This is a genomic window from Patulibacter medicamentivorans, from assembly GCF_000240225.1.
GTDB classification, from domain to species: domain Bacteria; phylum Actinomycetota; class Thermoleophilia; order Solirubrobacterales; family Solirubrobacteraceae; genus Patulibacter; species Patulibacter medicamentivorans.
Genome location: NZ_AGUD01000051.1, coordinates 17,668 through 38,312, shown reverse-complemented (window position 1 = coordinate 38,312; position 20,645 = coordinate 17,668). Strand labels below are relative to the sequence as shown.

The following is a 20,645-nucleotide window of genomic DNA, read 5'->3' as shown; positions in this document are numbered from 1 at the left end:
TAGCCTTCCGGTCGAATGGCGGAGATCGGTGCCACCCTGCGCGAGGCCCGGATGCGCGCCGGGATCGACATCGCCGAGGTCGAGGCTCGGACGAAGATCCGGGCCAAGTACCTGCGCGCGCTCGAGAACGAGGAGTGGAGCCTGCTCCCAGGCTCGACCTTCGTGAAGAGCTTCCTGCGCACCTACGCGGAGGCGCTCGGACTCGACGCCAAGCTGCTGGTCGAGGAGTACAAGTTCCGGCACGAGCCGTTCGAGGGCTCCGGCGTCGGCGTTCGCCGCGCGAGCCGCCGCGGCGGTGGCGGGGCCTTCGGACCGCCGAAGCGGACCAACTGGGTGCCGCTCCTGCTCCTGCTCGTGTTCGTCGGCGTCGCGCTGTTCGCGGTCTTCCAGTTCTCGAAGGACGAGGGCAAGCCGTCCGCGACGACGACCACCGATGCGACCACGACCGACGCCGCGGCGGCGGCCAGCAGGAAGAAGCAGCAGGAGCAGCGTCGCAAGCAGCGCGAGCAGCGGGCCGCGGCGCGACTGGTCGTGCCGCTGCGGATCGAGGCCGGGCCCGGCTCGCCGGTCTTCGTCTGCGTCGTCGACGCCCAGGGCAAGCGGGTCGTGGACGGCCGCCAGCTGCAGGCCGGCCGGCGGACGGGGCTGCTGCGCTCCAAGCGCTTCAAGGTCGCGCTCAGCAGCGCCGACGCCCGCGTGACGGTCGGCGGCAAGCGCCGCAACCTCAAGGCCGGCAGCGACGGCGTCGTCGCCTACGAGATCACGCGCAAGTCCAGCAAGCGGCTCGCGGCGGGCAGCCGACCCTCCTGCGCGTGAGCATCCCGCGCGCAGCCATCGTCGTCACGGGCACCGAGGTCCTCGGCGGCTGGGTCAGCGACCGCAACGGGCCGTGGCTGGCCCAGCAGCTGGGAGCGGTCGGGGTCGACCACGTCTCGACCACGGTCGTCGGCGATCGCCCGGAGGACCTCTGGGCGGCGCTCGACCACGCCCGCGCGAGCGGCATCGACCTGGTCGTGACCTCGGGTGGCCTGGGCCCGACGGAGGACGACCTGACGGCCGCCGTCGTCGCCGACTTCGCCGGCCGGCCGATGGAGCTCGACGAGGCGCTGGAGGGCCGGATCTGGGCGATCATCGAGCCGCTCGCCAAGCGCTGGGGCCACACCGATCCGGCGGCCCTGCGGGCGGCCAACCGCAAGCAGGCGCTGGTCCCCGTCGGCGCGACGGTGCTCGAGCCGGTCGGGACCGCGCCGGGCCTGATCGTGCCGCCGGCGGACGGGACGTCCGGTCCGACGGTGCTGGTGCTGCCGGGCCCCCCGCGCGAGCTGCAGCCGATGTGGCGGACGGCGATCGCGGTCGACGCCTTCCAGGCGGCGATCCCCGGCGCCGAGGTCCGCGGCGAGCAGATCCTGCGCGTCTACGGCCTGCCCGAGGCGCAGCTGGCCGACACGATGCGCGAGGCCCGCGCGGCGGGGATCGAGCTCGACGCGATCGAGGTCACGACCTGCGCCCACCGCGGCGAGCTCGAGATCGTCAACCGCTGGGCGCCCGCGCGGGCCGCCGTCGCCGAGTCGTTCGCGGCCTTCGTCGCGGAGCGCCACGGCGAGCTGGTCTTCTCGCAGGACGGGCGGACGATCGACGAGCTGGTCTTCGACCTGCTGCGCGAGCGCGGCTGGACGGTCGCGACCGCGGAGTCCTGCACCGGCGGGCTGGTGGCGGGACGGCTGACCGATCGCGCCGGGTCGTCCGAGGTGATGGCCGGCGGCGTCGTGGCCTATGCCGACGAGGTCAAGCGGCGGGCGCTCGGGGTCGACGGCGCGCTGCTGGCCGAGCACGGCGCGGTCTCGGCGCCGGTCGCGCAGGCGATGGCGGTCGGGGCGCTCGACCGGATCGGGGCCGACGTGGCGGTCGCGACGACCGGGATCGCGGGACCGGGCGGCGGCAGCGAGGCGAAGCCGGTCGGGACGATCTTCCTGGCGGTGGCGGCCCGCGACGGCGCGTCGCTGGTGCGCCACGTGCGGATCCCCGGCGACCGGTTCGCGATCCGCGACCGGACGACGACGGCGGCGCTGCACCTGCTGCGGCGGCTGCTGCGCGGCGAGACCGACGCGGGCTGAGGGTTGGGGTGGGCCGGGCTTGGTGGCTCGGCGGCGGTGGGCGTGGTCGGGAGGACGGGGCGCGGTGGCCTGCGGCTCGGCGGCGGTGGGCGTGGTCGGGAGGACGGGGCGAGCGGTGAACGTCACTCGCAGGTCCCCTGGGACGGAGGTGCGTGACGTTGTCCGCCGCTATCGGCGGTCAACGTCTTCCACCTGCGCGGCAGGCGTCGCCGAGTGACGTTCGCCCCCTCCCGGGTCCGACTGCGGCGTCCCCGGAGGGGGCGGCGGATCGTCGCGAATCCGGTGCAGGATCGGCACGGTCCGGCACCCACGTGGCATACGAACATACGTACGGTTGGGTTCCGTCCGACGGAGGGCGGATGATCAAGTACCGCTTCCCAGCATGAGGTGACGTTCGACATGGCCAAGGATCCCGATACGACCGCCAAGGCGCGCGATGCAGCGCTCCAGGGCGCCCTGCAGCAGATCGAGCGACAGTTCGGCAAGGGCACCGTGATGCGGATGGGCGACGAGGGCGCCATCGGCCAGGTCGAGGCGATCCCGACCGGCTCGCTGTCGCTGGACATCGCGCTCGGCATCGGCGGCGTCCCGAAGGGGCGGATCATCGAGATCTTCGGCCCGGAGTCGTCCGGCAAGACGACGCTCGTCTACCACATCCTCGCCGAGGCGCAGAAGCGCGGCGGCGTCTGCGCCTTCATCGACGCCGAGCACGCGATGGACCCGGTCTACGCCAAGGCGATCGGGCTCGACGTCGACGAGCTGCTGGTCTCGCAGCCCGACTACGGCGAGCAGGCGCTCGAGATCGCCGACATGCTGGTGCGCTCAGGCGCCGTCGACATCGTCGCGGTCGACTCGGTCGCCGCGCTGACGCCGCGGGCCGAGCTCGAGGGCCAGATGGGCGATACGACGGTCGGCCTCCAGGCCCGGATGATGAGCCAGGCGATGCGCAAGCTGACCGGCAACCTGAACCGGACCGGCACGATGTGCATCTTCACGAACCAGATCCGCGAGAAGGTCGGCGTGATGTTCGGCTCGCCGGAGACGCAGCCGGGCGGTCGTGCGCTGAAGTTCTACAGCTCGCAGCGCCTCGACATCCGGCGGATCGAGACGATCAAGGAAGGCACCGACGCGGTCGCCAACCGGGTCCGGGTCAAGGTCGTCAAGAACAAGGTCGCTCCGCCCTTCAAGCAGGCCGAGTTCGACATCGAGTTCGGCAAGGGCATCTCGACCGCCGGCTGCCTGATCGATCTCGGGATCGAGCACGACATCGTCCAGAAGTCGGGTTCGTTCTTCAGCTTCGACGGCGAGCGGCTGGCTCAGGGCCGGACCAACGCCAAGGCGCACCTGAACGCCAATCCCGAGATCGCCAACGAGATCGAGCGGCGGATCTACGAGAAGCTCGAGCTGGTGCCCAAGGGCACCCAGGCGCCGGTCGTCGCACCCGATGCCCCCGCTGAGGAGCCCGCCGTCGCGGCCGCGTGAGCGAGCCGGACGCCCCACCCGCCGGGTCGACCGCCGACCCGGCCACCAGCCCGCCGCTGACCGCGGCGGGCAGTGCCGAGGAGCGAGTCCACCACGCGCTCGAGCTGGCCTACCGCCATCTCGCCAAGCGCGACCGGACCGTCGCCGAGGTCCGTCGCCACCTGGAGCGGCGGAGCGTCGGCGGCCCCTCGATCGAGCGTGCGCTGGCCGAGCTGCACGACCTCGGCTACCTCGACGACCGCCGCTACGCCCAGCGCTACGTCGAGGACCGCCGGCGCGTCGACGGCTGGGGCCGGCTGCGGATCGCCGCCGGCCTGCGGCGGATGGGGATCGACGAGCCGCTGGTCGAGGCGGCGCTGGCCGGCGACCCGGATGCGCGACGCGAGCCGGACCTCGCGGTCGAGACGCTGGAGCGCCGCCTCGGCGGAGCGCCGCTCGCCGACGACCGTGGGCGCGGCCGCGCCCTGCGACTGCTGGCGACCCGCGGGTTCCCGCTGGAGACGGCCTACGATGCCGTGCGGACCTACGAACGTCGCTGCGACGAGCGCGGCGACGGGTAGATTCACGGCAGATGGAGTTCGTCCTCGCCGCAGCGCTGCTGGCCGCAGCGATCGTGATCGCATCGATCGTCGCTCGTGGCCGCTCGGCGTCCGCGCCGACGGCGGTCGCCGACCAGCGGGAGCAGGATCTCACCGGACGCGAGCGGCAGCTCGACCGTCGCGACCGCGAGCTGAGCGACCGGGCCGAGGCGCTCGGCGAGCGCGAGCGGCGGATCGACCACCAGGCGGCCGATCTGGCGACATTGACCTCGGAGCTGCGACGACGCGAGGACCAGATCGAGCAGGCGCTGGAGCGGACCTCGGGCCTGTCGGCGAGCGCGGCCAAGGCCGAGCTGCTGCGCCGGGTCGAGGAGCAGACCCGCCACGAGGAGGCGCGCGTCGTTCGCCGGGTCGAGGAGCAGACCCGCCGTGAGGCCGAGCGCCGGGTGCGCTCGATCCTCTCGACCGCCATGCAGCGCTACGCCGCCGGCCACGCGGCCGAGACCACCGTCTCCGTGGTCAAGCTGCCCGGCGACGACATGAAGGGGCGGATCATCGGCCGGGAGGGCCGCAACATCCGCGCGCTCGAGCACCTGACCGGGGTCAACTTCATCATCGACGACACCCCCGGAGCGGTCGTCCTGTCGTCGTTCGACGGGGTCCGCCGTGAGGTCGCCCGGCGGACGCTCGAGGCGCTGATGGAGGACGGGCGGATCCACCCCGCCAAGATCGAGGAGGCCTACTTCGCGGCCAAGGCCGAGCTCGAGGAGGCGATCCAGGAATCGGGCGAGGCGGCCGTGCTCGAGGCCGACGTCCAGGGCATCCACCCGGATCTGGTCCAGGTGCTCGGCAAGCTGCGGTTCCGGACCAGCTACGGTCAGAACGTGCTCGCGCACTCGGTCGAGTGCGCGATCCTCGCGGGGCTGCTGGCCCACGAGCTCGGCGCCGACGCGGCGACGGCCCGGCGGGCGGCGCTGCTGCACGACATCGGCAAGGCGGTCAGCCACGAGGTCGAGGGCCCGCACGCGCTCGTCGGCGGCCAGCTGGCCCGTCGTCACGGCGAGGCCGAGGCGGTTGCGCACGCGATGGAGGCACACCACAACGAGGTCGACCCGCAGACGGTCGAGGCGGTGATCGTGCAGGCCGCCGACGCGCTCTCCGGGGCGCGCCCGGGCGCTCGCGGCGAGTCGCTCGAGCTCTACGTCCGCCGGCTCCGAGACCTCGAGTCGATCGCGGCCCGCCACCAGGGCGTCGATCGCGTCTACGCGATGCAGGCCGGTCGCGAGGTCCGGATCATCGTGCTGCCCGAGGCGGTCGACGACGACCAGATGACGCTCCTGGCCCGCAGCATCGCGCGCGAGATCGAGGACGAGCTGGAGTACCCGGGCCAGATCAAGGTCACGGTGATCCGCGAGTCCCGCGCCAGCGACTTCGCGCGCTGAGGGCGGGGGAGCGCGGGGCGGCTAGGGCGCCCGCCGCAGCGCCTCGAACCGCACGGGTGACCATTCGCCCATCCACTGCATGACGTCGCGCGCGATCTCGCTCGGGTCCGAGGCGCTGCCGAGGCGACGGGCGAGGTCGAAGCGGAGTTGGCGGTTGCCGTCGACGCCGTCGCGTCGGAGGACGATCACGAGGTCCCACGACTCCCGGTCGGCGACCGGTTCGGCGTGGACGTCGAGCATCGTGACGCCGTCGCGAACGAACCACTCGCGGAGGCTGTCGAACTCGCGGCGGACGTAGTCGGCAGCGAAGGCCGCGATTTCGTCAGGCGATTCGTGGTCAGGAGACATGGGGGGTGCCGTAGGCGGTGATGACATGGTTCATGGCGGCGGACTGGGATTGTTCAGGGCCGACCACGACCGGCGGGGCCACTCCCCGGGCCGGCCGTGACCGCGGTCGCTGGCCGCAGACGCAAGCCGAAGCGCCGTTCATTAGGGCAGCCGAACGGCCTGAATGTTAGGGTGCCCGTACGTCGGTGCGCGGTTCGCAGCCGGGCGTCGTCGGGATGCGTGGCCCGCGCGGCCTCGCCGTGCGCGCCCGACGGCTCAACACGCTCGAAGGAGAACTCGCATGCCCCTCGCCATCCCATCTCGCCGGATCGCCGCGCCGATCGCCATCGTCGCCCTCGGCCTGGTCGGCGCCACCTCGGCCACGGCCGCACCCGAGCGCGTGCTCGGCGGCAACCTGGCCTGGTCGACGGTCAAGGTCTACTCAACGGCCGCGCCCGCCAACACCGACCGGACGTTCGCGGGCTACATGACCCGTAACGCGACGCCGGGCTCGCAGAACATGACCTTGATCTCGACGGGCGCCTCGTGGGGCGACGTCGTCGACCCGGCTCTGGCTCAGGGCACGCCGGTGCGGTGGAACTTCCCCGCGGTCGCGGGCACCTACGACGCGGCCACGAAGACCGGGACCGTGGGGCTGATCGGCCGCCTGCAGGGCCGCTCGACGAACATCGCGCCGCAGATCGGCTTCGACTACACGCTCTCGATCGAGAACCCGGTCGTGGTCTTCGACGGCAGCGCGACGGCCAAGCTCTACGCGTCGGGCACCAAGTACGGCGGCACCGCCGGCCTGACGGTCCCGTACGACCGCTCGACGGCGCTGTTCTCGCTCGACGTCGCGAACGCCACGACGACGACCAACGCCGACGGCACGACGACGATCGGGAACCTGGCGCCGACCGTGGTGACCGACATCTACGGCGGCTTCGGACCGGGCAGCGGCCCGGACCGGACGCCCAACACCTTCGGCAGCTTCAGCCTGACGCTCCAGACGGAGCCGGGCAGCGGCGGCGGCACGCCCGGCCCGCAGGGTCCCGCCGGCCCGGCCGGAGCGATGGGGCCCGCCGGCCCGGCCGGTCCGAAGGGCGCGGACGGCAAGGCCGGCAAGAGCGCCAAGCTGCGCACGGTCACGCTGCGGCGCGCGCCGTTCGGCTCCGCCGCGACGCTCGCGGTCGAGCTGCGGTCGCGACGGACCGGCAAGGTCGCCGGCGTCGGCACGATCCGTCGTCGCACGCTGCGGGTCAAGGTCCTGTCCGGCACGAAGCTCAACGGGACCTGGACGCTGCGCCGCACCGGCCGCAAGGTCACTGGCGCGCGGTCGGCGCGGATCACGATCCGCTGAGGACGGCGACGGCTGGCGGCGTGCGGTGGCGGGGACGCCGCCTCCGCCGGCCGCCGACGGGGGAGCCGCCGCCGACTAGCCCTGCGGCGCTCCGCGCAGGATCTTCTCCATCGCCTTTCCCTTGGCGAGCTCGTCGACCAGCTTGTCCAGGTAGCGGATCTTCTGCATCAGCGGATCGTCGACGTCCTCGACGCGGACTCCGCACACCACGCCGGTGATCGACGAGGCGCCCGGGTTGAGGCGCGCGTCGGCGAAGAGGTCCTCGAACGTCGTGCCGGCCGCGAGGTGGCGGTGCAACGCGGCCTCGTCGAAGCCGGTCAGCCACAGGATCACCTGATCCAGCTCGGCCTTCGAGCGACCCTTCCGCTCCACCTTCGCCAGGTAGAGGGGATAGACCGAGGCGAAGCTGGTCGTGAAGATCCGGCTCATGGCCCGATCCTAGGGCTCGGCCGCGATCGCCTGACGCGGTCTACCCTTGGTGTCCGACATGGCCTCCTCCGATACGCCGAAGCGCTACCACGTCACCACCTTCGGGTGCCAGATGAACGAGCACGACTCCGAGCGGATGCGCGGGATGCTCGAATCGCTGGGCTACGGGGCCGCCGAGACGGCCGAGGACGCCGATCTGATCCTCTTCAACACCTGCTCGATCCGCGAGTCGGCCGACTCGCGGTTCCTCGCCCACCTGGGGCACGCGAAGCGGATGAAGAAGGAGCGGCCCGGCGTCGTCGTCGGCGTCGGGGGCTGCTGGGCGCAGTCGGTCAAGGACGAGGTCTTCGCGCGCTTCCCGTTCGTCGACGTCGCCTTCGGGCCGGGCCAGATCAACAAGCTCGCCGAGTTCCTGACGGCCGACTCGCTGTCGGCCCAGGGCTACTTCGAGTTCGAGGGCTTCCCCGCCCACCTGCCGACCAAGCGCGATCGCAGCTTCCAGGCGTGGGTCCAGATCGCCGTCGGCTGCAACCTCAAGTGCTCCTACTGCATCGTGCCCTCGACCCGCGGGCGCGAGTCGTCGCGGCCGTTCGAGCAGCTGCTCGACGAGGTCCGCGCGCTCGCCGCCGACGGCGTTCGCGAGGTCACGCTGCTGGGGCAGAACGTCAACGCCTACGGCCGCGACCTGCGCACGACCGAGCCGCTGCCCGAGGCGCTGCTGGCCTTCAGCGAGGCGGCCAAGCGCCCGACCGCCGGCACCCGTCCGCGGACCTTCGCCGAGCTGCTGACCGCGGTCGCGGCCGTCGACGGCATCGAGCGGATCCGCTACACCTCACCGCATCCGAAGGACATCCGCGAGGACGTCGTCGCGGTCCACGCCGCGCTGCCCGAGGTCTGCCAGCACATCCACCTGCCGCTGCAGGCCGGATCCAGCCGGATCCTCAAGCGGATGCGCCGCACGTACGACAAGCAGCGCTACCTCGACCGGGTGGCGATGATCCGCGAGCAGTGCCCGGACATCGCGATCACGACCGACATCATCGTCGGCTTCCCGGGCGAGACCGAGGCGGAGTTCGAGGAGACGCTCGAGGTCGTCGACGCGGTCGCGTTCGATGGCGCCTTCACCTTCGTCTTCTCGCCGCGCCGGGGGACCGAGGCGGCCGAGTTGGTCGACGACTTCGTGCCGCATCCGGTCAAGGTCGAGCGGATGGAGCGGCTGGTCGAGCGGGTCCAGCACCACGCCCGCGAGCGGACCCAGCGGTTCGTCGGCCGGACCCTCGAGGTGCTGATCGAGGGCGAGTCGCGGACCGACCCCGACAAGCTGCGCGGCCGCACCAGCCACAACAAGGTCGTCAACTTCGTCGGCTTCGGGCAGCCGGGGGAGACCGTCCCGGTCCAGATCACCGGCGCCACGTCGCAGACGCTCAGCGGCGAGATGTCGCTGCTGGCGACGCTCGCCGGCTGACCGGCGGCTCAGCGCTTGACGCGCTGCGCCTGGGCCATCTCCGTCCCGACCCGCTCGCCGCCGAGCTTGCCCGAGAGCCGTCCGGGCAGGCCGGGGAAGAGCGCGTTCAGCAGGCCGCTGGCCCGCACCCCGACCGGGGCGACGTCGACCTCGCCCTTGTTGCGGACGATCGCTCGCACGACCGCGGTCGCGACGTCCTCGGGCGTGTTGGTGCCGACGCCGCGCGGCAGCTCGACCTTGGTGTCGGCGAACATGCCGGCGTCGCGGATGAAGCCCGGGAAGACGACGCTGACGCCGATCCCGGCCGGCTTCAGCTCCGGTCGCAGGGCCTGGGCGAAGCCGCGCAGCCCGAGCTTGGTCCCGGCGTAGAGCGAGGCGTCGGCGGTCGGGACCTTGGCCGACATCGAGGAGACGTAGACGTGATGGCCGGACCCGCGCCGCTTCATCGCCGGCAGCAGCAGCCGGGTCAGCGCGATCGGCGCCCGCAGGTTGACCTCGAGCACCCGGTCGGCGTCCTCGAGCGCGTAGTCGTCGAGCGGCCCGCTGCCCGGCAGCGCGGCGTTGTGGACGACGACGTCGACCTCGCCGTGGTCGGCCGCCAGCCGCTCGACGTCCTCGCGCGAGGACAGGTCGGCCGAGACGGCGACCGCGCCCAGCTCGTCGGCCAGCGGCTGCAAAACCTCCGCGCGACGGCCGGTCAGGACCAGGGTCGCGCCCTCGCGCGCCAGCGCCCGGGCGATCGCATGGCCCAGGCCACCCGTGGCTCCGGTGATCAGGACGGTCCGGCCGGCGAGCTGCATGGGCGAAACCCTACTGGCCGGTAGATGCCGCGGCACCGACCGCGTGGCGTCAGCCGACCGCGGCACCGGACAGGTGGCGTCAGGAGCCGGCGCTCGGCGCAGCGAGCTGACGCCGCCGCGGAACCGGCGCGGCGAGATGACGCCACCGCGGACTAGGCGAGGAAGACCGCGACGGTCGCCGTGAAGCCGTGCACGAACGGGCGGCCGCCGACCGGGCCGATCTCGCCGGCGGAGAACATCCCGGCGAGCGGCAGCGGGCCGAGCTCGCGCTGGATCGCGTCGGCGTCGTGGTGGTCGTGGCCGAACATGTCGTGACCGCGGCCGTTGCAGGTGAAGGCGAGCGCGCCGGCGACCTGACCGGAGCCGGCCGCGGCGCGGCGCAGGCGCAGGGCGTCCTCCAGGTCGCGGGTCGCCGTCTCGGGGTCGCGGACGTGCAGCTGGGCGATCTGGCCGACCTCGACCGGGGCGCCGACCACGACCGCGCCTGCCTCCGGATCGGCGCCGGCGAGCCCGCGGACGACGAAGTCGCCGGCACCGTACTCCGGTCGCCCGGGTCCCACGACCAGGCCGAGCAGCAGCCCGTGGCGGATCCGCGCCTGGTCCTCGGCGCCGAGGCCGTCGACCGTCTCGCGCAGGGCCTCGATCGCCGGACGCCCGGCCAGCTCCTGGATCACGCCGCCCTCGCCGGCGGTCACCGCCAGCTCCGGGCCGATCGGACGCGCGCCCTGCGACACGCACGGCAGCACCTCGACCCCGGAGAAGCGGATCCCGATCGCGGCCGCGTCGGTCGCGCCGCGGTCGTGCAGCAGCGGGCGGCCGTCGGGCGGGACCATCGACGGCACCCCGCCGATCAGCGGCACGCCGGGCAGGTGCTCCTCGAAGGCCCGCAGGGTCCCCTCGAGCGGCAGCCGCGAGGCGTCGGCGAGCAGGATGATCGCCGAGCTGGTGCCGGCGTCCGGATCGGGCATCCCCAGCAGCGCCAGGCCGTCCTCGACCGGCCGGGTCCGCAGCTCGAAGACGTCGGCGCGGCCCTCGTCGACGGAGATCGCCCAGATCGCGACTCCGGTGCCGTGCTCGTGCTCCTGGCCGCCGGCGATCAGCCCGCCGCTCGAGCAGCCGACCAGCTCGTCCGGGGCGAGGACCTCGTGGATCGTCGCCATCACGGCGTCGACCTCCGTCACGTGGTCGCCGGAGACGAAGACGATCGCCAGATCGCAGCTCGCGCCGCCGAGACCGACCTGCGCCTGGCGGGCCGCGAGCGCGACCCCGGTCTCGGGATCGACCGCGGACGAGTAGCCGGTGGCGACGACGACGGGCATCCGATTCACCATACTCGCGGTCGATGGAGGCCCCCGTTCGTCCCCGGATCGTCGCGCTGTTCGGCCCGACGGCGGTCGGCAAGACGGCCGTCGCGGTCGCGGTCGGCCGCGCGCTGCGGGCCGCCGGACACGATCCGCTGGCGATCTCGGCCGATGCGATGCAGGTCTACCGCGGGATCGAGACGCTGACCGGGGCCCGCGACGCCCTCGACCAGGACGAGCTGGAGCACCGGCTGGTGAGCGTGCTGCCGATCTCGGAGACGTGCTCCGCCGGGCGCTTCGCGGGGATGGCGCACGAGGAGATCGACCGCGCCCTGGCGGCCGGGCGGACGCCGGTGGTGGTCGGCGGCACCGGGCTCTACCTGCGGGCGGCGCTGACCGAGCTCGCGCTGCGACCGCCGGCCCCGCCCGAGATCCGCGCCCGGCTCGAGGCCGAGCTGGCCGCCGACGGACCGCGGGCGCTGCACGCTCGCCTGGCCGCGGTCGCGCCGTGGGCGGCCGCGCGGATCGCCCCCGCCGACCGCTCGCGGTTGGTGCGGACGCTCGAGCTGCACGAGCTGGGGGAGCTGCACGAGCCCGACCCCGACGCGCCGAACCGGCTCTGGACCGACGACGTCCGTTACCCGACCCGACTGGTCGGGCTGGTCCGCGACCGCGACCAGCTGCGCGCCCGGATCGACCTGCGGATCGACGCGATGCTCGCGGCCGGGGCCGCCGACGAGGTCCGTGCCGCGGTCGCGGCCGGGGTCTCGGCGACCGCGCGCAAGGCCCACGGGTTCGAGCCCCTGCTCGACGGCGACGAGGACCGGATGCGACGCGACACCCGCCGCTACGTCAAGCGCCAGCTGACCTGGATGCGCAAGCTGCCCGGGGTCGAGGTGGTCGACCTGACCGACGACCCCGATCTCGACCTGGTCGCCGCGCGGATCGTCGCGCCGCTGCTGGAGGGCTGAGGGCGGCGCGGCGCGGGCTGGTGTCCGATATCCCCGCGTAGACTCCCGCCGATGCGGTTCGAGAAGTGGCAGGCCCTCGGCAACGACTACCTGATCGTCGAGAGAGAGCGCCTGCCGTTCGAGCTGACCGCCGCCCGCGCCCGGATGCTCTGCGACCCGCACGTCGGCCCCGGCGGCGACGGCGTCCTGGAGCTGTCCCCGCCGACCGATCCGGGATCGATCGCCGACCTGCGGATCCTCAACCCGGACGGGTCCGAGGCGGAGCTGTCCGGCAACGGCGCGCGCGAGGCGATCATGTACCTCGTCCGCCGCGGCTGGACCGATCGCAGCCAGTTCTCGATCACCACGGTCGCCGGCGAGATCCGCCCGACGATCCTCTCCGACACGACCTGCCGGGTCGACATGGGCCGGGCGCGCCTGGTCAGCGACGACTTCCCGTCGGGTCCGGACGACGGTCGCGGCACGATCGAGGCGGTCGACGGCCTGCGCTGGTCGTTCCAGCACGTCAAGGTCGGCAACCCGCAGTGCTCGATCGCGGTCGCCGACCGGGCGGAGCTGGACGCGCTCGACCTGCCGGCGATCGGCCCGGCGATCGAGCGCCACGCGTCGTTCCCGAACCGCACCAACGTCTCGTGGTACAGCGAGCTGGCGCCGGGGCGGATCCGCGCCCGGATCTTCGAGCGCGGGGTCGGCGAGACGATGTCCTCCGGGACGGGGGCGTCGGGCGCCGCGGTCGCCTACGTGTTGGCGGGCGGCGGGGGCGGATCGCAGAGCGACCGCGAGAGCGTCACCGTCGAGCTGGACGGCGGCGAGCTGGTTGTCGACGTGACCGAGGACCTGCATGTCGATCTGACCGGCTGGGCGGTGCCGGTCTACGTGGCCGACGCCAGCGACGAGCTGCTCGCGGCGCTGGCCGAGGCCGCCTGAGCGCCGCCGCCGATCTGGGACGTACGACGTCCCGAAGGTCAGTCGTTGGCGTGCAGGCTGGCGTTGAGGCCGCCCCAGTCGCCGCTGCGCGGCCGGGCCTCGACGGCGCCGGTCGTGCTGTTGCGGCGGAAGAGCAGGCCGTCCTGGCCCGACAGGTCGCGGGCCTTGACGACGTGGCCGTCGGGCAGCGTGACGACGGTGCCGCCGGTGACGTAGAGGCCGGCCTCGACCACGCAGCCGTCGCCGAGCGAGATCCCGATCCCGGCGTTGGCGCCGAGCAGGCACTTCTCGCCGAGCGAGATGACCTCCTTGCCACCGCCGGAGAGCGTGCCCATGATCGAGGCGCCGCCGCCGACGTCGGTCCCGTCGCCGACGACGACCCCGGCGCTGATCCGGCCCTCGACCATCGAGGCGCCGAGCGTGCCGGCGTTGAAGTTGACGAAGCCCTCGTGCATGACGGTCGTGCCCTCGGCCAGATGGGCCCCGAGCCGGACGCGGTCGGCGTCGCCGATCCGGACGCCGCTCGGCACGACGTAGTCGGTCATCCGCGGGAACTTGTCGATCGACGTCACGGCGACCGGACGGCCCTCGGCCCGCAGCCGCAGCCGGGTCTGCTCGAAGCCCTCGACCGGCACCGGCCCCTGCGAGGTCCAGACGACGTTGGAGAGCAGCCCGAACTGGCCGTCGAGCGAGAGCCCGTGGGGGGCGACCAGCCGGTGCGACAGCAGGTGCAGGCGCAGGTAGACGTCGTGGGCGTCGACCGGCGCCGCCGCCAGGTCCTCGATCACGGTCACGACGGCGATCGTGCGCACGCCACGGCCCGGATCGCTGCCGATCGCGGCGGCCACGGCGCCACCGGCGGTCTCGGTGGCGCGGGCGAAGGAGACCTCGCTGCTGCCGGTCCCGCCGCCGTGGCCGGCGCGGGCGACGGTCTCGGCGTCGATCCCCAGCGCCGGCGACGGGAAGAAGGTGTCCAGGACCCGGCCGTCGGCCTCGGCGACGGTGGCCAGTCCGATGCCCCAGGCGCCTGCGGTCTGCTGCTGATCGCTCACGCGACTGAGCCTAGAAGAACGGCGCCGCGCGGGCGGCGTGGCGGGTGCGACGTTCCGGTCGCTCAGCGACCGAAAGGCGGCGGCCGTCGGTGGCCGCACGCCGAGACGCCGCGGCCGCTGCGACGTTCCGGTCGTTCGGCGACCGGGACGCGACGGCCGGCGCGGACGATCGCGTGGGTCAGATGTCGTCGGAGAGGGCGATCAGCCGCTCGGCCGCGATCGCGCAGTCCTCGAGCGTCGGGACCAGCGCGACCCGCACGTAGCCCTCGCCGGCGGGCCCGAAGAACGCGCCCGGCGCGACGACGAGCCCGGCCCGCAGCAGTCCGGCCGCGAACGCCGCGCTGCCGCGGTCCCCGGGGTCGCCGTCGGTCAGGACGGAGACCAGGGCGCTGGTCTCCGGATCGGCCAGGGCGTCCTGCGCCCACGACGCGCGCTCCCAGCCGGTCGGCAGCGCCAGCCAGCGGAAGAACGAGCCGGGGCCGCCCGCGTCGCGCAGGCCGAGCGCCTCGAGCCCGGGACGGAGGGCGGCGAGCTTCGCCCGGTAGCGCTCGCGGACCTCGATCACGTGCTGCTCGTCGCCCCAGGCCGCGACCGCCGCCTGCTGGACGAACCGCTGGGGCGCGACGCCGACGCTCGGGCGGAAGCGCTTGAGCGCGGCGATCAGGTCGGCGTCGCCGGCCGCGAAGCCCGAGCGGTAGCCGGGCATCGACGAGCGCTTGGAGAGCGTGTTGACGACCAGCACGCCGCCGAGGCCGTCGCCGGACGCCGCGATCTGCACGGCCGAGTCGGGAGCGTCGCCCTCGAACCACAGCTCGCTGTATGCCTCGTCGCTGGCCAGGACGACGCCGTGGCGACGGCAGCGGGCGGCTGCCAGCGCGTACCACTCGCGGGTGGCCACGGCGGCGGTCGGGTTGTTCGGGTAGTTGACCCACAGCAGCGCCAGCCGCGACCACTGCTCGTCGCTGATCGCCTCGAGATCGGGCAGGAAGCCGTGCTCGGCGAGCAGCGGCAGCTCCACGACCTCGGCGCCGGCGAAGCGGGCGCCGCGCTCGTAGACGGGGTAGCCGGGCTGCGGCACGCCGACCAGGTCGCGGCCGCCGGCGACGTCGACGAGCACCTGGGGGAGGCTGAAGACCAGCTCCTTCGAGCCGAGCGTCGGCAGCACGTGCCGGTCGGGGTCGAGGGTCGTGCCGAACCGTCGCCCGACCCAGCCGGCGACGGCGGCGCGCAGCTCCGGCAGTCCCTCGGCCAGGGGGTAGCTCGACACGGTCTCGGCCTCGACCGCCTCGATCAGCGCCCGGCGGATGAGCTCCGGGGTCGGCTCGCGCGGCTCGCCGGCCCCCAGGTCGACGAGCGGCAGGGTGGTCCCGGCGGCGGCCTCCGCCTGACGCCGCGCCTGGGTCAGGCGCGCGAACGGATAGGTGCCGGAGCGACGCAGGAGCGGGTTGCGCGAGGAGGCGGAGGCCATCGCGCCGGGACGCTACCGCGATCGGCTCGCGCGGCGGCCCACGCGGAGCCCCGGCGCTGCTCCTAGAGCGTCACACCGGGGCAGGCCCTGGCGGCGGCGGGCTCGTCGCGGCGGACGGCTCGCTGGCGGCGCAGGACCGTCCTGCGGGTGGCCCGCACGCGGCGCTGGAGCCGCTGCTTCGTCGCCCGGCGCTTGGCGTGCGCGGCCTGCTTGCGGACGCGCTTCAGCTGCTTGCGCGACGTGGACAGCGCCCGCCGGTCGCGCTCGAGCTTCTGGGCCGCGCTGGTGCAGGTCTGCGACACGTCGACGGTGGTGTCGACGTCGGCGGCGTACTGCCGCTGGTCGGCCTCGGCCTCGAGGAATGCGCACACCGACTGGTCGCCGGCCGCGGACGGGGTGACGTCGCCGCTGGCGGTGGCGCGGTAGGCGCGGGTCGCGTCAGGCTGCGGCGCCAGCCGGCGGTCGATCGCCACCGGCCCGTCGGTCCCGGCGAAGCTGCCGCCGCAGCGGGGCGCGAGCTTGACCCGCATCCGCAGCGGCCCGTCGGCAGAGGTCAGGCTGCCCGGGTCGGCGGTCACCGTGACCGTCACCGACAGCGGCCGATCGGCGCGGGCGAGCGCCGGCGCCTGGACCCGGAGCGCGATTGGGTCGAAGTCGTCGGCGGCCGCCGGTCCGGCGGTGGCGAGCAGCAGGCCCGCGACCGCGGGGACCAGCGCGGCGCGACCGATCGGTCGCGTCCGTCGCCCCGGGACGGAGCCGAAGCGGGCGGTCACGGCCGCAGCCCCATCGAGGACGGATGGCTGAACATCCGCGCCGGCGTCGCCGGCCGGTAGTCGAAGCCGAGCCGGTCGAGGTAGCCCGAGGTGTAGAGCTCGGCCAGGTCGTGCGGCTTGGCGCGCTCCGGGGCCGGCGGCGCGTTGCCGCCGTCGCGCAGCCGGGCCTGGCGGTCGGTCGCGGCAGGCCGGGCGCCGATCGGAGCCCCGCGCATGATCCGGCGGGGCGTCGGAAGCGGCGGCGGCTCGAGCTTCGGCGCGTGCGCGAAGTCGAACGAGAGCCCGATGTTGCGGGCGAACTGGTCGCGGCGGGTCAGCGGCGCAAGGCCGTAGCGGTAGCGGATCAGCTTCAGGATCGACTCGAATCCGTAGACCCCGTGGTCGACGTGGCCGCGGCGGGCCCAGGGCGAGACGGCGACGGCCGGGATCCGGAAGCCCATCTGGCCGAAGTCGCTGGCGACGTCGCGGCTGGCGCGGACGTCGGGCACGCGCGGCGGGCGGACGTGGTCGAAGAAGCCGCCCCACTCGTCGTAGACGATGAACAGCGCGCCGCGCTTGTACTGCGGCGACTTCAGGAAGGCGTGGACGACGTCGGACATGAACGCCTGGCCGACGCGGACGTCGCCGTGCGGGTGCTCGTCGCCCGAGGTCCCCGCCTCCTCGCCGTTGAACGACGGGTCGACGAACGAGACCGCCGGCAGCGTCCCCGCGGCGCAGCGCTCGTAGTACTCCTGCATCGCTCCCGAGCGGGCCAGGCCGGGGACGCCCCAGAGCGCCGCGACCGGGATGTCGGAGTAGAAGTAGCGGCTGCTGATGCCCTTCTGCGCCAGCGCGTTGAAGATCGTCGAGTCGGGCAGGCCGAGCGGCGAGTCGGCCTTCAGGAACGGAAACGCGTTGTCGCGGCGCCCGTAGGACTGGGCGCTGTGCATGTAGTACCGATTGGGGTACGTCGACGCCAGCAGCGAGCAGAAGAAGCGGTCGTAGGCCGTGAACGCCTGGGCGACGTGGGGGATGAAGGGCAGATCGGCCTTCGTGTAGTAGCCGATCGAGAAGACGTCGCTGTCGGCCTGCAGGAAGCCGTCGTTGCGGCCGCCGTCGAGCTGCTTGCGACCGCCCTCCCAGGAGTGGTCCGGGTCGAGGTACGCAAGCCCCTGGAAGTCGGGGGCCAGGCGGTGGGTCGCGTGGACCTTGCCCTGCTTGTCGCGGAAGGTCAGGCCGGCCTGGCGGCCGTCGGCGCCCGGCAGCCAGCCGAGGTAGTGGTCGAACGACCGGTTCTCCATCATCAGCACGACGAAGGTGTCGATCGGCAGGTTGCGAGCGCTCGGCAGCGCGCGCGTGGTTGCCCGGGTCGCCTCGGCGAGGACCGTGTCGGGGCTCAGGGCGAGGCCCATCCCGGCGAGCCCGGCCGCGGCGGCCGTCCGCTCCAGGAACTCCCGGCGGCTGTGGTAGGCGTCGTGGTGCTCGGCCTCCAGCCGCTCGGCCTCGTCGGGATCGTGGACGTCAGGCATCGTGACCCATGCTGCGCTTGCTCCTGCCCATCGGATGTGGCCCTCCGGTGAACACTCTCGCCGAGTTCGTCACTCTCGCGCAAGGCCGTCGCGAGCGCCTATGCGCCTGGTTGGCGGCAACGCGTCACGAACGCCGACGGCCGGACTCTCAGCTGCCGGTGGCGACGAGCGCGGCCAGCGTCTCGTAGCTCTCGACCAGCGCGGCCACCGCGACCTGCTCGTCGCGCTTGTGGGCGAAGGCCGGATCGCCCGGCCCGTAGTTGATTGCCGGGGTGCCCGCCAGGCCGAACTCGGCGACCGGGGTCCACGCCTGCTTGGGGGTCACGTCGCGACCGCTGCGGGCGATCAGCGCCTGCGCCAGCGGCCCGTCGATCGTGACCGCGCCCGACGGGGCGTTGCCGACGATCGTCAGCTCGCTGTCGGTCGCCGAGCACCAGGCTCGCAGCTGCGACTCGGCGGCCTCCGGCGGGATCCCGGGCGGGTAGCGGTAGTTGACGTGGGCCTCGGCGCGGTCGGGGACGACGTTGTCGGCGACGCCGCCGGCGATCCGCGTGACCGACACGCACTCGGCGTAGGTCAGCCCGTGGAACTCGTGGCGGTGGACCGGCACCTGGGCCAGGTGCGCGATCCCCGCCGCGGCGCGGTGGATCGCGTTGGAGCCGAGCCACGGCCGGGCGCTGTGGGCCGCGGTCCCGTGGAAGCTCCAGGTCGCGTTCAGGTTCCCCAGGCAGCCGCCCTGGACGCCGTTCGCGGTCGGCTCCATCACGACCACCAGGTCGGCGTCTCGCAGCGCCGGCTCGCGCTCCAGCAGCGGGGTCAGGGCGGTCTCGCGGAACGGCAGCTCCTCGCGGCCGAAGAGCACCACGCCCAGGTCGCAGGCCCGGTCGGGCCGCTGGTGGACGCCGTCGCGCAGCAGCTCGAGCATCACCGCGCAGGCGCCCTTCATGTCGCAGGCGCCGAGCCCGTGGACGACGCCGTCGGCGATCCGGCCGGGCCGGTTGCCCTGCTCGGGGACCGTGTCGAGGTGGCCGGCGAGCAGGATCAGCGGCCGCTCGCCGCGGACGGTCGTGCCGGCGGTCAGGCAGGTGTCGTGGGCGTCGTGGGTCTCGACGCCGGCCTCGAACAGCAGCGCCTGGGCGAGCGCGATCGCCGGCTCCTCGTGGCGCGACTCCGACGGGCAGTCGACGAGCTGCAGGGTCGAGGCGGCCAGGCGGTCGGCGAGCGAGGTCACGGGTCGAGCCTATCGGCGGGCCGGGGGCCGGCCGCGGACGGCCGTTCGAGCTGCCGCTCGGTCAGGCGTAGACTGGACGGCAGTGACCAAACGCCAGCGAGGCCAGTCCCAGACCACCCATCCGCACGACCTGGACCAGCAGCGGGCCGCGGCAGACCAGCGGGCGCTGGTCGTCGGCGTGCTGCCCGAGGGCGACGACCTGGTCGAGCTGCGCGAGCTGCTGCGGACGGCCGAGGTCGAGGTCGTCGACCAGATGGTCCAGCACCGCGACGAGCCGCACCCGAACACCTACGTCGGCGAGGGCAAGCTCGAGGAGATCAAGGCCCGCGCCGCCGAGCTCGACGCGACCCTGGTCGTGACCGACGACGAGCTCTCGCCCCGGCAGGAGCGCAACCTCGAGGGCAAGCTCGGGATCCCGGTCCTGGATCGCACCGCGCTGATCCTCGACATCTTCGCGGTCCACGCCCACAGCGCCGAGGGCAAGCTCCAGGTCGAGCTCGCCCAGCTGCAGTACAACCTGGCGCGCATGCGTGGCCTCTGGAGCCACCTGGACCGCCTCGGCGTCGGCGGCGTCGGCACCCGTGGACCGGGCGAGACGCAGATCGAGACCGACCGCCGGCTGGCCCGCGACCGGATCACCAAGCTCCGGCGCCGGCTGGAGGACGTCAAGGGCACCCGCGCGGTGATGCGGGCCGAGCGGGCGCGCTCCTCGCACGTCCCCAACGTGGCCCTGGTCGGCTACACCAACGCCGGCAAGTCGACGCTGCTGAACGCGCTCACCGGGTCCGAGGTCGGCGTCCAGGACCGGCTCTTCCACACGCTCGACCCGACCACCCGCACGCTGCGCTGGAACGGCCGCACCTACCTGCTGACCGACACCGTCGGCTTCATCCGCAAGCTCCCGCACCACCTCGTCGAGGCGTTCGGCGCGACGCTCGAGGAGACGGTGATCGCGGACCTGCTGCTGCACGTCGTCGACGCCAGCCAGTCCGACGAGCAGATCACCTCGGTGATGACCGCCGTCAACGGCGTGCTGACCGAGATCGGCGCCCTCGACGGCGGCGTCGGGGTCGGCGGCGGCATCGCGCCGGTGGTGGTGCTCAACAAGTGCGACCTGATCGACGACGCGCGCCGCGAGGAGCTGGCCGTCCGCTTCCCCGACGCCGTGCAGGTGGCCGCGGCCGCCGGCGAGGGCCTCGGCCAGCTGGCGGGGCGGATGGAGCGCGAGTTCGAGTCGACCCTGCGCCCGGTCGAGCTGCTGGTGCCCTACCCGGCCGGGTCGACGCTCGCCGAGCTGCACGAGCTGGCCGGGGACCTCGAGCAGGAGCACCGCGCCGACGGCGTGCTGGTGCGCGCCCGCCTGCCGCGGCAGCTGGTGGCGCGCTACGACGAGTTCCGGGTACATCCGGCCGGCGCCGAGGCCTGAGCGCGGCGCGGGCCGGCGCCGGGCGGTCTG

General features: G+C 73.7%; 19 protein-coding genes. 10 read left to right on the top strand and 9 right to left on the bottom strand.

The window, feature by feature from the left end:
* Positions 1-15 precede the first annotated feature (15 nt).
* From PAI11_RS23990 to rny, 5 genes are all read left to right on the top strand, one after another.
* Positions 16-816: a helix-turn-helix domain-containing protein gene (locus tag PAI11_RS23990; protein WP_007571848.1), complete on the top strand. Its 801-nt coding sequence runs from the start codon at positions 16-18 to the stop codon at positions 814-816.
* Entirely contained in the window at positions 813-2,114 is a 1,302-nt protein-coding gene (locus PAI11_RS05770; protein ID WP_007571847.1) for a competence/damage-inducible protein A, read from the top strand. The genes PAI11_RS23990 and PAI11_RS05770 overlap by 4 nt, the downstream gene beginning before the upstream one ends.
* Before the next feature lie 399 nt (positions 2,115-2,513).
* Complete coding sequence (recA, locus tag PAI11_RS05765) at positions 2,514-3,596, top strand: recombinase RecA (RefSeq protein WP_040598591.1); 1,083 nt, start codon at positions 2,514-2,516, stop codon at positions 3,594-3,596.
* Positions 3,593-4,156, top strand: a complete 564-nt coding sequence (locus PAI11_RS23985) for a regulatory protein RecX (RefSeq protein WP_007571843.1) — start codon at positions 3,593-3,595, stop codon at positions 4,154-4,156. Before recA ends, PAI11_RS23985 begins: the two co-directional genes overlap by 4 nt.
* 11 nt (positions 4,157-4,167) lie before the next feature.
* On the top strand, positions 4,168-5,577 hold the full coding sequence (rny, locus tag PAI11_RS05755; RefSeq protein ID WP_007571841.1) for a ribonuclease Y: 1,410 nt from the start codon (positions 4,168-4,170) through the stop codon (positions 5,575-5,577).
* Positions 5,578-5,598: 21 nt separating this feature from the next.
* Here the strand turns inward: rny and PAI11_RS05750 are convergent, their stop codons facing one another.
* Positions 5,599-5,925, bottom strand: coding sequence for a hypothetical protein (locus PAI11_RS05750; RefSeq protein WP_007571839.1), 327 nt, complete (start codon positions 5,923-5,925; stop codon positions 5,599-5,601).
* A 280-nt stretch (positions 5,926-6,205) separates the two neighbouring features.
* Between PAI11_RS05750 and PAI11_RS05745 the strand changes: the two genes are divergently transcribed.
* Positions 6,206-7,264 (top strand): hypothetical protein, encoded by a 1,059-nt coding sequence (locus tag PAI11_RS05745; RefSeq protein WP_007571837.1) that lies wholly within the window; start codon positions 6,206-6,208, stop codon positions 7,262-7,264.
* A gap of 75 nt (positions 7,265-7,339) precedes the next feature.
* Here the strand turns inward: PAI11_RS05745 and PAI11_RS05740 are convergent, their stop codons facing one another.
* On the bottom strand, positions 7,340-7,693 hold the full coding sequence (locus tag PAI11_RS05740; RefSeq protein ID WP_007571835.1) for a DUF2200 domain-containing protein: 354 nt from the start codon (positions 7,691-7,693) through the stop codon (positions 7,340-7,342).
* A 58-nt stretch (positions 7,694-7,751) separates the two neighbouring features.
* Between PAI11_RS05740 and miaB the strand changes: the two genes are divergently transcribed.
* Complete coding sequence (gene miaB / locus PAI11_RS05735; RefSeq protein ID WP_007571833.1) at positions 7,752-9,158, top strand: tRNA (N6-isopentenyl adenosine(37)-C2)-methylthiotransferase MiaB; 1,407 nt, start codon at positions 7,752-7,754, stop codon at positions 9,156-9,158.
* Between the two features lie 8 nt (positions 9,159-9,166).
* Here the strand turns inward: miaB and PAI11_RS05730 are convergent, their stop codons facing one another.
* A complete protein-coding gene (locus tag PAI11_RS05730; protein WP_007571831.1) occupies positions 9,167-9,958 on the bottom strand; it encodes an SDR family NAD(P)-dependent oxidoreductase in 792 nt (263 codons plus the stop codon).
* Positions 9,959-10,110: 152 nt separating this feature from the next.
* On the bottom strand, positions 10,111-11,277 hold the full coding sequence (locus tag PAI11_RS05725; RefSeq protein WP_007571828.1) for an FIST signal transduction protein: 1,167 nt from the start codon (positions 11,275-11,277) through the stop codon (positions 10,111-10,113).
* A 23-nt stretch (positions 11,278-11,300) separates the two neighbouring features.
* Here PAI11_RS05725 and miaA point away from each other — a divergent pair, with 23 nt between their 5' ends.
* Together miaA and dapF are read left to right on the top strand one after the other, a co-directional pair.
* Positions 11,301-12,230 (top strand): tRNA (adenosine(37)-N6)-dimethylallyltransferase MiaA, encoded by a 930-nt coding sequence (gene miaA, locus PAI11_RS05720; protein ID WP_007571826.1) that lies wholly within the window; start codon positions 11,301-11,303, stop codon positions 12,228-12,230.
* Between the two features lie 51 nt (positions 12,231-12,281).
* Entirely contained in the window at positions 12,282-13,157 is an 876-nt protein-coding gene (gene dapF / locus PAI11_RS05715; RefSeq protein ID WP_007571824.1) for a diaminopimelate epimerase, read from the top strand.
* A 38-nt stretch (positions 13,158-13,195) separates the two neighbouring features.
* Here dapF and dapD read toward each other — a convergent pair whose 3' ends face one another.
* The 5 genes from dapD to dapE all read right to left on the bottom strand — a co-directional run bounded on the left by dapD (position 13,196) and on the right by dapE (position 19,189).
* Positions 13,196-14,209 carry a 2,3,4,5-tetrahydropyridine-2,6-dicarboxylate N-succinyltransferase gene (gene dapD / locus PAI11_RS05710; protein WP_007571822.1) on the bottom strand — a complete coding sequence of 338 codons (1,014 nt, stop codon included), beginning with the start codon at positions 14,207-14,209 and terminating at the stop codon, positions 13,196-13,198.
* 178 nt (positions 14,210-14,387) lie between these two features.
* A complete protein-coding gene (locus PAI11_RS05705; RefSeq protein WP_007571820.1) occupies positions 14,388-15,677 on the bottom strand; it encodes a pyridoxal phosphate-dependent aminotransferase in 1,290 nt (429 codons plus the stop codon).
* A gap of 62 nt (positions 15,678-15,739) precedes the next feature.
* Entirely contained in the window at positions 15,740-16,450 is a 711-nt protein-coding gene (locus PAI11_RS05700; protein WP_007571818.1) for a hypothetical protein, read from the bottom strand.
* On the bottom strand, positions 16,447-17,958 hold the full coding sequence (locus PAI11_RS05695) for an alkaline phosphatase family protein (protein ID WP_007571816.1): 1,512 nt from the start codon (positions 17,956-17,958) through the stop codon (positions 16,447-16,449). The genes PAI11_RS05700 and PAI11_RS05695 overlap by 4 nt, the downstream gene beginning before the upstream one ends.
* A 148-nt stretch (positions 17,959-18,106) precedes the next feature.
* Positions 18,107-19,189: a succinyl-diaminopimelate desuccinylase gene (gene dapE / locus PAI11_RS05690; protein ID WP_007571814.1), complete on the bottom strand. Its 1,083-nt coding sequence runs from the start codon at positions 19,187-19,189 to the stop codon at positions 18,107-18,109.
* 82 nt (positions 19,190-19,271) lie between these two features.
* Here dapE and hflX point away from each other — a divergent pair, with 82 nt between their 5' ends.
* The gene (hflX, locus tag PAI11_RS05685; protein WP_007571811.1) at positions 19,272-20,615 is read left to right on the top strand and encodes a GTPase HflX; all 1,344 of its coding nucleotides are present in this window, start codon (positions 19,272-19,274) and stop codon (positions 20,613-20,615) included.
* The last annotated feature ends 30 nt before the right edge of the window (positions 20,616-20,645 follow it).